The sequence below is a fragment of the Streptomyces sp. NPDC001717 genome (assembly GCF_042892775.1).
Lineage (GTDB): Bacteria > Actinomycetota > Actinomycetes > Streptomycetales > Streptomycetaceae > Streptomyces.
This window is the reverse complement of record NZ_JBIAUK010000008.1, coordinates 157,556-171,987: the sequence shown is the minus strand read 5'-3', so window position 1 is coordinate 171,987 and position 14,432 is coordinate 157,556. Positions and strand designations below refer to the sequence as shown.

The window sequence follows — 14,432 nt, the reverse complement described above, 5'->3', positions numbered from 1 at the left end:
TCCTTCTCAGTCGTACAGATTCGTCGGGCCGGCCCGCGACACCCGCTGCCGGTGGTTCGGTGCGTCAGCCGCTTACGCCGCGGCCGAGTTCCCACAGCTGGAGGTCGGAGATGGCGTTGACGGACCACTCCACTCCGGTGATCCCGTCGCGTGCGGCGACGTACTGCTTGCCCTGCCACAGGGGCAGGACGGGTACGTCCTCGGCGACGATGTCCTGCATTTCCGTGATCGCGGGGACGGCGACGTTGCGGTCGGCGGCGCGCCGGGATTCGGGAAGGAGGCGGGTGCGTACGGCGGCGTTGGCGTACGGGGTGCCCAGGAAGTTGTCCTGCTCCAGGAACGGGGCGAGGAAGTTGTCGGCGTCGGGGTAGTCGGGGAACCAGCCGAGTCCGTAGGCGGCGTGGTCGCCCTTCTTCTGCGCGGGGCGGAAGTCGGCCCAGTCGCTGCCCTGGACGGTGATGTCGAACAGCTGGGTGGAGTTCAGCTGGGCCTTGAGGGCCTCGAACTCGGCCGCGGTGCCGTCGCCGTAGTGGTCGTTGGTGTAGTTGAGGGTGAGCTTGACCGGGGTCTTGATCCCGGCGTCCTTCAGCAGGCCGGCGGCCTTGGCGGTGTTGGGGGCGCCGTACTTGTTGTAGAAGGAGTTGACGTGGCCGGTGACCGTGGTGGGGACCAGCGAGTAGAGGGGCTGGGCGGACTTGCCGTAGACCTTGTCGATGAGGGCGTTGCGGTCGACCGCGGCGGCGAGGGCCTGGCGTACGGCCTTGTCCTTGACGACGGGGGCGTCGGTGTTGAAGCCGATGTAGCGGATCTCCAGCCCGGACAGCGGGGTGAGCCTGACGCCCTTGGGGGGCTTGGTGGAGAACTCGCCGATCTGGGCGGGCGACAGGGTGCGGGAGATCATGTGGATCTTGCCGTCGGCGAGTGCCCTGCCCATGGCCGTCGAGTCGGCGTAGGTGCGCAGTTCGGCCTTGTCGTTCTGCAGCTTGAGGTCGCCCTTGTAGTTCGGGTTCTTGCTGAAGACGGCGCGGACGAGCTGGTTGTTCTTGACTTCGGCCTTCATCGTGTACGGGCCGGAGCCGTCCACGGCGAAGCCCTCGCGGAGCTTCTTGGCGTCGTAGTTCTTCTCGCTGACGATGCCCGTGGCGGGGGTGGAGAGCTTGTACGGGAAGGTCGCGTCCGGGGTCTTCAGGTGGAAGACGACGGTGTCGGCGGCCTTGGCCTCGACGGAGTCGATGTTGGCCAGGAGCGAGGAGGGGCCGTTCTCGTCCTTGATGGTGAGGACGCGGTCGATGGAGAACTTGACGTCCTTGGCCGTGAGGGGGTCGCCGGAGGCGAACTTGAGGCCGGGGCGCAGGGTGCAGCGGTAGCTCTCGTTGCCGGTGTCGGTGAAGCGGCAGTCGGAGGCCGCTTCGGGGACGGGCTGGCCGCCGGCGCGCGGGGTGTGCATCAGGGTCTGGACGGTCTGGCGCAGTACGTTCCAGGCGCCGGCGTCGTAGGCGTACGCCGGGTCGAACGGGGCGGGGGCGTATTCGGCGGCCTCGAACCGGTCGGTGGTTCCGACGACGATCGCTCCGGATCCCGCTCCTCCGCCCGTCGCGGTGCCGCAGGCGGCCAGCGTGGGGGTGAGCAGTCCGGCCGCGGCCGTCAGCACCATGGTCTTGCGGTTCATGCTGGAAGTACTCCCTGTTACCGGCACTTGCTCAAAGCGGTGTGAAGGGCACTTCGCGGCGGTCGCCCGTTCAGGGCGGAACGATCGGGCCGGTGTAGTGACGATCGGTCCACGCGGTCCCGGCACAGGGGTGTGTGTCCGGGGCGGCTGAGGTGCGGCGCAGTGCCCGCAATGACACTAGTGGTCCGGGACGGGATGGCTTGAACCGGCCGGACATGCGGTGTAATCGCACCGTGACGGGAGTGAACCGGCTGTTCACGCGACGCTCTGTCCGGATTCGGTCAGGTGCTGATCAATCCGGACAGAGCGGTAGGCGCAGGGGGCCCGAGACAGGTCCGTAGGGGCGGTGACGGGTGACCAAGGTCACCCTGGGCAACTCCGCCGGACAGGATGGAATTTCAGCCTCCGCTGCCTGTGGCGGAAGATTCTTCCGCAGGACCTGGGGCCCGGCGGTGTTTCGTTCGGTACGGAGCGTGTGGTGGTGTGTGCGCTCAGTTCATGGGGACGATGAGGGAGCGCAGGAAGGCCAGGTCCACGTCCTCCAGCGAGCCCACGATGGTGCGGCCCGGTGCGGGGTCGATGCTGCCGACGGAGGGGATGGCCACGACGCGGCAGCCGGCGGCCTCCGCGGCGGCGACGCCGGTGGCGGTGTCCTCGATGACGGCGCATCGGGAGGGGTGCGCGCCCAGCGTGCTCGCGGCGAGCAGGTACGGGTCGGGGTGGGGCTTCGTACGGACGACCTCGTCCCCGGCGACGGTCATGGTGAAGCGGTCGCGGCCCAGGGTGAGCAGGACCTGGTCGATGACGCGGCGGTGCGAGGCGGAGACGAGGGCGGTGGGCACGTTGTGTCGGGCCAGCTCGCTCAGCAGCCGCTCGGCACCGGGCATCAGCGGTACGCGGTCGGCGATGCGGGCCTCGAAGCGTTCGTTGAGCAGGACGCTGAGCTCGGCCAGGCCGATGGCGGCTCCGGTGGCCTCGATCAGGAAGGTCGCGCTGCGGCTCATGGGGCCGCCGACGACCACGTCACGCCAGGCCTCGTCGAGCCGGTGGCCCAGCTCGTGGAAGATCTCCGCCTCGATCTCCCACCAGAAGCCCTCGGTGTCCACGAGGGTGCCGTCCATGTCGAGCAGCACCGCCTGCAGGGCGTGCCCGTCTGCCGTGCGGGCGACGGGAGCGGGAACGGTGCTGGTCATCTGTTACGCCTTTCTCCGGGGACGACAAGGCCGGCCACCTCGACCCGCGGGGATACCCCCTCGGGGAACAGGTGACCGGCCTGTTTGGGACCGACCAGTGTACGCCGATCCGCCTCAGCGTGCGTTGAAATACTTCGCTTCGGGGTGGTGGATGACGATGGCGTCGGTGGACTGCTCGGGGTGGAGCTGGAACTCCTCCGAGAGGTGCACGCCGATCCGCTCCGGCCGGAGGAGGTCGGCGATCTTCGCGCGGTCCTCCAGGTCGGGGCAGGCGCCGTAGCCGAGGGAGAAACGGGCGCCGCGGTACTTCAGGTCGAACATGTCCTCGACCTTCGCCGGGTCCTCACCGCCGAAACCGAGCTCGGCGCGGACCCGGGCGTGCCAGTACTCGGCGAGGGCCTCGGCGAGCTGCACGGACAGGCCGTGCAGTTCGAGGTACTCGCGGTAGGAGTCGGACTCGAACAGCTTGGCCGTGGCCTCGCCGATCTTCGAGCCGACGGTGACGACCTGGAGGCCGACGACGTCGGTCTCGCCGGAGTCCTCCGGGCGGAAGAAGTCGGCCAGGCACAGGCGGCGTCCGCGGCGCTGGCGCGGGAAGGTGAAGCGGGTCCGCTCGTTGCCGGCGTCGTCGAGGATGATCAGGTCCTCGCCCTTGGAGACGCACGGGAAGTAGCCGTAGACGACGGCCGCCTCGAGGAGGTTGTCGGTGTGCAGCTTCTCCAGCAGCCCGCGCAGCCGCGGACGGCCCTCGCCCTCCACGAGCTCCTCGTACGTCGCCCCGCCCGCTCGGGCCTGCTTCAGACCCCACTGACCCTTGAACAGGGCGCCCTCGTCGAGCCAGGACGCGTAGTCCTTGAGCGGGATGCCCTTGACCACGCGGGTGCCCCAGAACGGCGGGGCGGGCACCGGGTTGTCGACGGCCACGTCGGACCGGCCTCCGGGCTCGTCCGCCTCCTCCACCTGGAGGACGGGGGTGTCCCGCTTGGCGACGCGGCGCTGCTTCAGCTCGGGCAGGGTGGCGCCGGGGACTCCGCGCTTGACGGCGATGAGCGCGTCCATGAGTCGGAGGCCTTCGAAGGCGTCGCGGGCGTAGCGGACTTCGCCCTCGTAGATCTCGTGGAGGTCCTGTTCGACGTAGGCGCGGGTAAGCGCGGCGCCGCCGAGGATCACCGGGTAGTCGGCGGCCAGCTTGCGCTGGTTCAGCTCCTCCAGGTTCTCCTTCATGATCACGGTCGACTTCACGAGCAGACCCGACATGCCGATGACGTCGGCCTTGTGCTCCTGCGCGGCCTCCAGGATCGCGGAGACCGGCTGCTTGATGCCGATGTTGACGACGTTGTAGCCGTTGTTGGACAGGATGATGTCGACGAGGTTCTTGCCGATGTCGTGGACGTCGCCGCGGACGGTGGCCAGCACGATCGTGCCCTTGCCCTCCGCGTCCGACTTCTCCATGTGCGGCTCCAGGTAGGCCACCGCGGTCTTCATGACCTCGGCCGACTGGAGCACGAACGGCAGCTGCATCTGGCCCGAGCCGAAGAGCTCACCGACGACCTTCATGCCCTCCAGGAGCGTGTCGTTGACGATGTTCAGGGCGGGGCGTTCCTGGAGCGCCTCGTCGAGGTCGGCCTCCAGGCCGTTCTTCTCGCCGTCGATGATGCGGCGCTGGAGGCGCTCGTCCAGCGGCAGGGCCAGGAGTTCCTCGGCGCGGCCGGCTTTCAGGGACTTGGTGTTGACGCCCTCGAAGAGGGCCATCAGCTTCTGCAGCGGGTCGTAACCCTCGGCGCGGCGGTCGTAGATCAGGTCGAGCGCGGTGTTGACCTGCTCCTCGTCGAAGCGGGCGATCGGCAGGATCTTCGAGGCGTGGACGATCGCCGAGTCCAGGCCGGCCTTCACGCACTCGTCGAGGAAGACCGAGTTCAGCAGCACACGGGCGGCCGGGTTGAGGCCGAACGAGATGTTCGACAGACCCAGCGTCGTCTGGACGTCGGGGTGGCGGCGCTTGAGCTCGCGGATCGACTCGATCGTGGCGATGCCGTCGCCCCGGGACTCCTCCTGACCGGTGCAGATCGTGAACGTCAGGGTGTCGATGAGGATGTCCGACTCGCGGATCCCCCAGTTGGTGGTGAGGTCCTCGATGAGGCGCTCGGCGATCGCGACCTTGTGCTCGACCGTGCGGGCCTGGCCCTGCTCGTCGATGGTCAACGCGATCAGCGCCGCACCGTGCTCCCGCGCGAGGCGGGTCACCTTCGCGAAGCGGGATTCGGGGCCGTCGCCGTCCTCGTAGTTGACCGAGTTGATGACCGCACGGCCGCCGAGCTTCTCCAGACCCGCCTGGATGACCGGGACCTCGGTGGAGTCCAGGACGATGGGGAGCGTGGAGGCGGTCGCGAAGCGGCCGGCCAGCTCCTGCATGTCCGCGACGCCGTCACGACCCACGTAGTCCACGCACAGGTCGAGCATGTGCGCGCCCTCGCGGATCTGGTCCCGCGCCATCTCCACACAGTCGTCCCAACGCGCTTCCAGCATCGCCTCGCGGAACTTCTTCGACCCGTTCGCGTTCGTCCGCTCACCGATCGCCATGTACGAGGTGTCCTGCCGGAACGGCACCGTCTGGTACAGCGACGCCGCACCCGGCTCCGGCTGCGGGGTCCGTGCGGTCGGGACCATGCCGCGGACCCGCTCCACCACCTGGCGCAGGTGCTCGGGCGTGGTGCCGCAGCAGCCCCCGACGAGCGAGAGCCCGTACTCGCGGACGAAGGTCTCTTCGGCGTCGGCCAGCTCGGAGGCGGAGAGCGGGTAGTGCGCGCCGTCCTTGCCCAGCACCGGGAGGCCGGCGTTGGGCATGCAGGAGATCGGGACGCGGGAGTTGCGGGCGAGGTAGCGCAGGTGCTCGCTCATCTCCGCCGGGCCCGTCGCGCAGTTCAGACCGATCATGTCGATGCCCAACGGCTCCAGCGCGGTCAGCGCCGCACCGATCTCCGAGCCCAGCAGCATCGTGCCGGTGGTCTCCACGGTCACGGAGCAGATCAGGGGGACGGTGAGGCCCAGTCGGTCCATGGCGCGATGGGCGCCGATGATGGCGGACTTGGTCTGGAGCAGGTCCTGCGTGGTCTCCACGATCAGCGCGTCGGAGCCGCCGGAGAGCAGGCCCTCGGCGTTCTCCTGGTAGGCGTCGCGGATCTGGTCGTACGTGATGTGTCCGAGCGTGGGCAGCTTGGTTCCCGGGCCCATGGAGCCGAGCACCCAGCGCTGCTGACCGGTGGAGGCGGTGAACTCGTCGGCGACCTCGCGGGCGATCCGGGCGCCCGCCTCGGACAGCTCGAAGTTGCGTTCGGCGATGTCGTACTCGGCCAGCGCCGCGTAGTTCGCACCGAAGGTGTTCGTTTCGACGCAGTCGACGCCCACCGAGAAGTACGCTTCGTGGACCGTGCGCACGATGTCGGGCCGGGTGATGTTCAGGACCTCGTTGCAGCCTTCGAGCTGCTGGAAGTCCTCCATCGAGGGGTCCTGCGCCTGGAGCATCGTTCCCATGGCTCCGTCGGCGACGACCACTCGGGTAGCGAGGGCCTCTCGGAGGGCGTCGACCCGGGTCGTGGTGTCTGCGGGCGGGTTCGGCAACGAGGCCATGGCGGGGCTCCCTGGGATGCGACGGCTGTCGGCTTTGCACCCCCGCTTCGTCAGGGGTGCACTCGGTCAGGGTAACCGGGCGGACCTGCCCCGGTGCGGTCGTCCCACTTGGCGGACTGCATCCTTTGCGCGGGACGTCCGACGGGTTGCTCCGGGTGGGTGGGGGTGCCGGGGCTCACGGTGTGACGGCCTTCCCATGCAAAAGGTCGGCATCGACCGATAGTGTTCAGCATTGTCGAACTACGTCAGCAGGAGGCTGCGCGATGGCACGGAACATCCAGTCGCTCGAACGAGCCGCTGCGATGCTGCGACTTCTGGCGGGCGGGGAGCGCCGGCTGGGACTGTCGGACGTGGCGTCCGCCCTGGGCCTGGCCAAGGGCACGGCGCACGGCATTCTGCGCACCCTGCAGGCGGAGGGTTTCGTCGAGCAGGACCCGGCCTCGGGCCGCTACCAGTTGGGCGCCGAGCTGCTGCGCCTGGGCAACAGCTACCTGGACGTGCACGAGCTGCGCGCCCGCGCGCTGGTGTGGACGGACGACCTGGCCCGGGCGAGCGGCGAGAGCGTGTACGTGGGGGTGCTGCACAAGAGCGGGGTGCTGATCATGCACCACGTGTTCCGGCCCGACGACAGCCGCCAGGTGCTGGAGGTGGGGGCCATGCAGCCGCTGCACTCCACGGCGCTGGGCAAGGTGCTGTCCGCCTACGACCCGGTGGCGCACACGGAGGCCCTGGAAGTGGAGCGGGAGGCGTTCACTCCGCGTACGGTCACGGATCCACTCGGCTTCGAGGAGGTCCTCGGGCTGACGCGGGCGCGCGGTTGGGCCTCGGACGTGGAGGAGACCTGGGAGGGCATCGCCTCGGTCGCGGCGCCCATCCACGACCGGCGCAGGATGCCGGTCGGCGCGGTCGCCGTGGCGGGGGCCGTGGAGCGGGTCTGCGGGGAGTCCGGGGAGCCCCGGGCGGCCCTGGTGGCCTCCGTGCGGGACTGCGCACGGTCGGTTTCACGCGATCTGGGGGCGGGCCGGTTCTGAGCTTGACCTGACTCGTTCGCCCCAACCAGGACCCACCCCGTGCAGCTTCAGGCTGCATATGGGTGGGTTTCGTCGTTTACTGATCATGAAGTGGCTGGATTTGGTCGATCGTACCTAGTGGTAACGATCCGATTCTTTGACCTGGCCAGGCCTTGACGGGTTCTTCACACAGGCGGAAAACTGCCGTTCATCGGTCGGCAATGTCGAACACCTACCGGCAATACGCGTTAGGATGCGACAAGGCCAAGGACCGGTGCAGCACTCACCGAGTGCGCGGAACCACCGGAGGTACCCGGTGTCCGCCCACCCCTGGACGTAAGACAAAGGAGTCGCGGGTGTCCAGCTCCGACATCTTCATCGGCGAGACCATCGGTACCGCCCTGCTCACTCTGCTCGGCGGTGGCGTCTGCGCCGCCCTCACGCTCAAGAGCTCCAAAGCCCGCGGCGCGGGTTGGCTCGCGATCACCTTCGGCTGGGGCTTCGCGGTCCTGATCGCCGCCTACGTCTCCGCACCGCTCTCCGGCGCGCACCTGAACCCGGCGGTCACGGTCGGCATAGCCATCAAGACCGGCGAGTGGGGCGACGTCCCCGTGTACTTCGCCGGCCAGCTCCTCGGCGCCATGCTCGGCGCGGTCGTGATGTGGGTCGCCTACTACGGCCAGTTCGCCGCGCACCTGGCGGACCCGGAGAACATCAAGGACGCGCGCCTCGGCCCCGAGGACCCGCACCCGCACAACCAGGCCGGCCCGGTGCTCGGCATCTTCTCGACCGGCCCCGAGATCCGCAACGTGGTCCAGAACCTCGCGACGGAGATCATCGGCACCTTCGTCCTGGTCATCGCGATCCTGACCCAGGGTCTCCAGGACGGCGGCAAGGGCCTCGGCGTCATCGGTGTCCTGATCACCTCGTTCGTGGTCGTCGGCATCGGCCTCTCGCTGGGCGGTCCGACCGGCTACGCCATCAACCCGGTCCGCGACCTCGGTCCCCGCATCGTCCACGCCCTGCTCCCGCTGCCCAACAAGGGCGGCTCGGACTGGGGGTACTCCTGGATCCCGGTCGTCGGCCCGCTCGTCGGTGCCGCACTCGCCGGCGGTCTGTACAACATCGCGTTCGCCTGATCAGCATCGGCCCGCGCTCGTAAGATCCGCACCGCATCCTGATTCCGCCTACTCATAGACCTGCCAGGAGCAGCCACATGACCAGCAGCACCGGCCCCTTCATCGCCGCGATCGACCAGGGCACCACCTCCTCCCGCTGCATCGTCTTCGACCGCGACGGCCGCATCGTCGCCGTCGACCAGAAGGAGCACGAGCAGATCTTCCCGAAGCCGGGCTGGGTCGAGCACGACGCCACCGAGATCTGGACCAACGTCCAGGAGGTCGTCGCCGGGGCCATCGCCAAGGCCGAGATCACCGCCGCCGACGTCAAGGCCGTCGGCATCACCAACCAGCGCGAGACCACCGTCCTGTGGGACAAGAACACCGGCGAGCCGGTCCACAACGCGCTGGTCTGGCAGGACACCCGCACCGACGCCCTGTGCAAGGAGCTCGGCCGCAACGTCGGCCAGGACCGCTTCCGCCGCGAGACCGGCCTGCCGCTGGCCAGCTACTTCGCCGGCCCGAAGGTCCGCTGGCTGCTCGACAACGTCGAGGGCCTGCGCGAGCGCGCCGAGGCCGGGGACATCCTCTTCGGCACCATGGACTCCTGGGTCATCTGGAACCTCACCGGCGGCGCCCAGGGCGGTCACCACGTCACCGACGTGACCAACGCCTCGCGCACCATGCTGATGAACCTGCACACCCTGGCCTGGGACGAGAAGATCGCCGAGTCCATGGGCGTCCCGCTCAACGTGCTCCCGGAGATCAAGTCCTCCGCCGAGGTCTACGGCCACGTCAAGGAGGGCGTCCTCGCCGGTGTCCCGGTCGCCTCGGCGCTCGGTGACCAGCAGGCCGCCCTGTTCGGCCAGACCTGTTTCGCCGAGGGCGAGGCCAAGTCCACGTACGGCACCGGAACGTTCATGCTGATGAACACCGGCGACAAGATCATCAACTCCTACAGCGGTCTGCTGACCACGGTCGGCTACCAGATCGGCGACCAGAAGCCGGTCTACGCGCTGGAGGGCTCCATCGCCGTCACCGGCTCGCTCGTCCAGTGGATGCGCGACCAGATGGGCCTGATCAAGTCCGCGGCCGAGATCGAGACCCTGGCCTCCTCCGTGGAGGACAACGGCGGCGCGTACTTCGTCCCGGCGTTCTCCGGCCTGTTCGCCCCGTACTGGCGCTCCGACGCCCGTGGTGTGATCGCCGGCCTCACCCGGTACGTCACCAAGGCGCACATCGCCCGTGCCGTCCTGGAGGCCACCGCCTGGCAGACCCGCGAGATCACCGACGCCATGACCAAGGACTCGGGCGTCGAGCTGACGGCCCTCAAGGTCGACGGCGGCATGACCTCCAACAACCTGCTGATGCAGACGCTCTCGGACTTCCTGGACGCCCCCGTGGTGCGCCCGATGGTCGCCGAGACCACCTGCCTCGGCGCCGCCTACGCCGCCGGCCTGGCCGTCGGCTTCTGGCCCGACACCGACGCCCTGCGCGCCAACTGGCGCCGCGCGGCCGAGTGGACCCCGCGGATGCCCGCCGAGCAGCGGGAGCGCGAGTACAAGAGCTGGCTCAAGGCCGTCGAGCGGTCCATGGGCTGGGTCGACGACGAAGACGCCAGCTGACCTCACTCAGCCGACGCTATCGACGAGGAGCTAAGAGAGATATGAGCAGCCTGCAGAGCGTGACCGCACTGGGCACGCACCCGACCGCCGGTTCGAACGCGAGCCGCGCCGAGACCCGCGAGCAGTTGGCGAAGGCCACGTACGACCTCCTGGTCATCGGCGGTGGCATCCTGGGCACCTCGGTGGCCTGGCACGCCGCGCAGTCGGGTCTGCGGGTCGCCATGGTGGACGCCGGCGACTTCGCCGGCGCCACCTCCTCCGCCTCCTCCAAGCTCGTCCACGGCGGCCTGCGCTACCTGCAGACCGGCGCGGTCAAGCTGGTGGCCGAGAACCACCACGAGCGGCGGGTGCTGGCCAAGGACGTGGCCCCGCACCTGGTCAACCCGCTCACGTTCTACCTGCCGGTCTACAAGGGCGGTCCGGTGGGTGCGGCCAAGCTGGGCGCGGGCGTCTTCGCCTACTCCGCCCTCTCGGCCTTCGGCGACGGCATGGGCAAGGTCATATCCCCGGCCCGTGCCGTCGCCGACAACCCCGGTCTGAAGACCGACAACCTCAAGGCCGTCGCGGTCTACTACGACCACCAGATGAACGACTCCCGCGTCGCCGTCATGACGGTCCGCGCGGCCGTCGAGTCGGGCGCGGTCGTCCTCAACCACGCCGAGGTCACCGGCCTGCGCATGACGCGCGGCCGGGTCACCGGCGCCGAGCTCAAGGACCGCCTGGACGGCACCGAGTTCGGGGTCGACGCGCGCGTCGTGCTCAACGCCACCGGCCCGTGGGTGGACCACCTGCGGCGCATGGAAGACAAGCACTCGCTGCCGTCGATCCGCCTCTCCAAGGGCGCGCACATCGTCATGAAGCGCAAGTCGCCGTGGAAGGCCGCCATGGCCACCCCGATCGACAAGTACCGCATCACCTTCGCCCTGCCGTGGGAGGACCAGCTCCTGCTCGGCACCACCGACGAGGTGTACGAGGGCGACCCGGCCGACGTGCGCGCGACCGAGTCCGACATCCAGCAGATCCTGGACGAGGCGGCCTTCTCGGTGAAGGACGCCGACCTGGACCGCTCGCTGATGACCTACGCCTTCGCGGGCCTGCGGGTGCTGCCCGGCGGCCCCGGCGGGGTCGAGAAGGCCAAGCGCGAGACGGTGGTCTCCGAGGGCGCGGGCGGCATGCTGTCGGTGGCCGGCGGCAAGTGGACGACGTACCGCCACATCGGCCGTGTGGTCATGGACAAGCTGGCCAAGCTCCCGGGCAGCCCGCTGACCGAGGACATGGAGCCGGTGAAGTCCCTGGTGCGCCGGGTGCCGCTGCCCGGTGTCGCGAACCCGAACGCGGTCGCGCACCGACTGCTCGTGGACCGCGAGCCCGGTGCCCGCATGGACCCGCTGACCGCGCGCCACCTGGCCTCGCACTACGGTTCGCTGGCCTTCGACATCGCGCGGATCGCGAACGAGGACCCGGCGCTGGCCGAGCGCATCCACCCGGACGGTCCGGAGATCTGGGCGCAGGTCGCGTACGCCCGTGACCACGAGTGGGCCGAGACGGTCGACGACGTGCTGCGCCGGCGTACGACGGTGACGATCCGGGGCCTGGACGACGAGTCCGTGCGGGCCCGTGTCGAGGAGATGCTGGGCCGCAAGGCATAGGTCTCCCACAGGTGGGGAAGAGGGGCGGTTCCAGGGGGGAACCGCCCCTCTGTCGTGGGCTGTGGCCGGTGTCGTCTCAAGGCATAGGCTGACCCACGTACACAAGGGAACTTCGGAAGGAGACCTGGGTGATCGAGCTTGAGGGCGTGCCCGAGCTGATCGACCCGGTCATGGTGGCCGCGTTCGAGGGCTGGAACGACGCGGGTGACGCGGCCTCCGGTGCGGTCGCGCACCTGGACCGGGAGTGGAAGGGCGAGGTGTTCGCGGCGCTCGACGCCGAGGACTACTACGACTTCCAGGTCAACCGGCCGACGGTGTGGCTGGACAACGGGGTACGGAAGATCACGTGGCCGACGACCCGGCTTTCGGTGGTGCGGATCGGCGGCGCGAAGCCGCGCGACCTGGTGCTGGTGCGGGGCATCGAACCGTCCATGCGGTGGCGGTCGTTCTGCAACGAGCTGCTGGGTTTCGCGCACGAGCTGGGCGTGGAGATGGTCGTCGTCCTCGGCGCGCTGCTCGGGGACACCCCGCACACCCGGCCGGTGCCGGTGAGCGGGGTCACCTCGGACGCGGACCTGGCGCGGACGATGGACCTGGAGGAGACCAAGTACGAGGGTCCGACGGGGATCGTGGGCGTGCTGCAGGAGGCCTGCACGCACGCCGGGGTGCCGGCGGTGTCGCTGTGGGCGGCGGTGCCGCACTACGTGTCGCAGCCGCCGAACCCGAAGGCGACGCTGGCGCTGCTGAACCGGCTGGAGGATCTGATCGACATCAGGATCCCGCTGGGTGAACTCCCCGAGGACGCGCGGGCGTGGCAGTTGGGCGTGGACCAACTCGCGGCGGAGGACAGCGAGGTGGCGGAGTACGTCCAGACGCTGGAGGAGGCGCGGGACACGGCCGATCTGCCGGAGGCGTCCGGGGACGCCATCGCGCGGGAGTTCGAGCGGTACCTGCGCCGTCGCGACCCGGCCGCGGGTGGGGAGCCGGGTGACGGGTCGTACTTGCGGGACACGTCCAGTGGGCTGACGCGGCCGCCGAAGCGCAAGCCGGACTCCTCGGCGGAGGAGCCCCCGGCGTCCCCGCCGGACGACGCCGCTCCGGGGGACGACTCCCCCGAGTCCCCGCCGCAGGCGTAGCGGGTCGGGCGGGGGCCGGGGGAAAGACCACGCCGGCGGGGCTGGATTGTCCAGCCCCGCCGGCGTTTGAGGCGCGGGTCCGGGGCGGAGCCCCGGGAAACGGTGAAAGGGCGGGTAGGGGACCGGCTCCGCGCAGCGGCCCCGCCACCCGCCCGGGGCTACAGGGCCACGCCCAGCAGCGCGTCCACCGTGCGGGAGACCAGGCCGGGGGCCGACTCGTCGTCGCCGTCGGAGGCGTTCTGTGCGTCCACCCAGCGGTCCACCGCCGCCAGCGCGGCAGGGGCGTCCAGGTCGTTGGAGAGGGCCTCGCGGACCTCTTCTACGAGGGCGTCGGCCGGCAGGCCGTCCGGGCGGGACACCGCCGCGCGCCAGCGCTCCAGGCGGGCCACCGCCTCGGCGAGGACCTCGTCCGTCCACTCCCAGTCGGCCCGGTAGTGGTGCGACAGGAGCGCCAGGCGGATCGCCGCCGGGTCGACCCCGGCCCGGCGCAGCGCGGAGACGAAGACCAGGTTGCCCTTCGACTTCGACATCTTCTCGCCGTGCAGGGCGACCATGCCCGCGTGGACGTACGCCTTGGCCATCGGGAACTCGCCCGTCAGGACCTGCGCGTGCGAGGCGCCCATCTCGTGGTGCGGGAACGCCAGGTCGGAGCCGCCGCCCTGGATGTCGAAGCCCATGCCCAGGTGGTCCAGGGCGATGGCGACGCACTCGATGTGCCAGCCCGGCCGGCCGCGGCCCAGCGAGCCGCCGTCCCAGCTCGGTTCGCCGGGTCGTGCGGCCATCCACAGCATCGGGTCGAGGGGGTTCTTCTTGCCCTGGCGGTCGGGGTCGCCGCCGCGTTCGGCGGAGAGGAGCCGCATCGCCTCGGCGTCGAGGTGGGAGACCTTGCCGAAGTTCGCGTCGGACTCCACCGAGAAGTAGACGTCGCCGTCCAGCTCGTACGCCGCGCCGGCGTCCCGCAGCCGCTCCACGAGCGGCACGATGCCCGGTATGGCCTCGACGGCGCCGATGTAGTGCTGCGGGGGCAGCATCCGCAGGGCGGTCATGTCCTCGCGGAAGAGGGCCGTCTCGCGTTCGGCGAGCTCGGTCCAGTCGTGGCCGTCGCGCAGCGCCCGCTCCAGGAGCGGGTCGTCCACGTCCGTGACGTTCTGGACGTAGTGGACCTGCCGCTTGGTGTCGAGCCACACGCGCTGTACGAGGTCGAACGCGTTGTAGGTCGCCGCGTGACCGATGTGGGTCGCGTCGTACGGGGTGATGCCGCAGACGTAGATACGGGCGACGGGACCGGGGTCGAGGGTGATCGTCCCCTGGGTCGCGGTGTCGTGGATCTGGAGGTCGCGGCCCTTGCCGGGAAGGGCGGGGACCTCAGAAGCGGGCCAGGCATGCATGTGTCGAGCCTAACCGG

At 69.8% G+C, this 14,432-nt stretch carries 9 protein-coding genes; 5 read left to right on the top strand and 4 right to left on the bottom strand.

What is annotated here, in order from left to right:
- Positions 1 to 64: 64 nt before the first annotated feature.
- The 3 genes from ACFYZL_RS16860 to metH form a co-directional block, all read right to left on the bottom strand.
- Complete coding sequence (locus ACFYZL_RS16860; RefSeq protein ID WP_388679611.1) at positions 65 to 1,669, bottom strand: ABC transporter substrate-binding protein; 1,605 nt, start codon at positions 1,667 to 1,669, stop codon at positions 65 to 67.
- Between the two features lie 491 nt (positions 1,670 to 2,160).
- Positions 2,161 to 2,862 (bottom strand): HAD family hydrolase, encoded by a 702-nt coding sequence (locus ACFYZL_RS16855; RefSeq protein ID WP_384758536.1) that lies wholly within the window; start codon positions 2,860 to 2,862, stop codon positions 2,161 to 2,163.
- A gap of 114 nt (positions 2,863 to 2,976) precedes the next feature.
- The gene (gene metH, locus ACFYZL_RS16850; protein ID WP_388679608.1) at positions 2,977 to 6,489 is read right to left on the bottom strand and encodes a methionine synthase; all 3,513 of its coding nucleotides are present in this window, start codon (positions 6,487 to 6,489) and stop codon (positions 2,977 to 2,979) included.
- A gap of 263 nt (positions 6,490 to 6,752) precedes the next feature.
- Between metH and ACFYZL_RS16845 the strand changes: the two genes are divergently transcribed.
- The 5 genes from ACFYZL_RS16845 to ACFYZL_RS16825 all read left to right on the top strand — a co-directional run bounded on the left by ACFYZL_RS16845 (position 6,753) and on the right by ACFYZL_RS16825 (position 13,027).
- On the top strand, positions 6,753 to 7,520 hold the full coding sequence (locus tag ACFYZL_RS16845) for an IclR family transcriptional regulator (protein WP_384595656.1): 768 nt from the start codon (positions 6,753 to 6,755) through the stop codon (positions 7,518 to 7,520).
- 335 nt (positions 7,521 to 7,855) lie between these two features.
- The gene (locus tag ACFYZL_RS16840) at positions 7,856 to 8,638 is read left to right on the top strand and encodes an MIP/aquaporin family protein (RefSeq protein ID WP_384758241.1); all 783 of its coding nucleotides are present in this window, start codon (positions 7,856 to 7,858) and stop codon (positions 8,636 to 8,638) included.
- Between the two features lie 77 nt (positions 8,639 to 8,715).
- Positions 8,716 to 10,242, top strand: a complete 1,527-nt coding sequence (glpK, locus tag ACFYZL_RS16835; RefSeq protein WP_384758239.1) for a glycerol kinase GlpK — start codon at positions 8,716 to 8,718, stop codon at positions 10,240 to 10,242.
- Between the two features lie 41 nt (positions 10,243 to 10,283).
- Entirely contained in the window at positions 10,284 to 11,891 is a 1,608-nt protein-coding gene (locus tag ACFYZL_RS16830) for an FAD-dependent oxidoreductase (protein WP_384758236.1), read from the top strand.
- A 128-nt stretch (positions 11,892 to 12,019) separates the two neighbouring features.
- Complete coding sequence (locus tag ACFYZL_RS16825) at positions 12,020 to 13,027, top strand: PAC2 family protein (protein WP_388679602.1); 1,008 nt, start codon at positions 12,020 to 12,022, stop codon at positions 13,025 to 13,027.
- 158 nt (positions 13,028 to 13,185) lie between these two features.
- Here the strand turns inward: ACFYZL_RS16825 and mshC are convergent, their stop codons facing one another.
- Positions 13,186 to 14,415 carry a cysteine--1-D-myo-inosityl 2-amino-2-deoxy-alpha-D-glucopyranoside ligase gene (mshC, locus tag ACFYZL_RS16820; RefSeq protein ID WP_384753116.1) on the bottom strand — a complete coding sequence of 410 codons (1,230 nt, stop codon included), beginning with the start codon at positions 14,413 to 14,415 and terminating at the stop codon, positions 13,186 to 13,188.
- Positions 14,416 to 14,432 lie beyond the last annotated feature (17 nt).

Excerpts from the sequence above, each read along its gene's own strand:
- metH (WP_388679608.1), bottom strand. The coding sequence starts at position 6,489 with ATGGCCTCGTTGCCGAACCCGCCCGCAGACACCACGACCCGGGTCGAC.
- ACFYZL_RS16845 (WP_384595656.1), top strand. The coding sequence starts at position 6,753 with ATGGCACGGAACATCCAGTCGCTCGAACGAGCCGCTGCGATGCTGCGA.
- ACFYZL_RS16860 (WP_388679611.1), bottom strand. The coding sequence starts at position 1,669 with ATGAACCGCAAGACCATGGTGCTGACGGCCGCGGCCGGACTGCTCACC.
- ACFYZL_RS16830 (WP_384758236.1), top strand. The coding sequence starts at position 10,284 with ATGAGCAGCCTGCAGAGCGTGACCGCACTGGGCACGCACCCGACCGCC.
- mshC (WP_384753116.1), bottom strand. The coding sequence starts at position 14,415 with ATGCATGCCTGGCCCGCTTCTGAGGTCCCCGCCCTTCCCGGCAAGGGC.
- glpK (WP_384758239.1), top strand. The coding sequence starts at position 8,716 with ATGACCAGCAGCACCGGCCCCTTCATCGCCGCGATCGACCAGGGCACC.
- ACFYZL_RS16855 (WP_384758536.1), bottom strand. The coding sequence starts at position 2,862 with ATGACCAGCACCGTTCCCGCTCCCGTCGCCCGCACGGCAGACGGGCAC.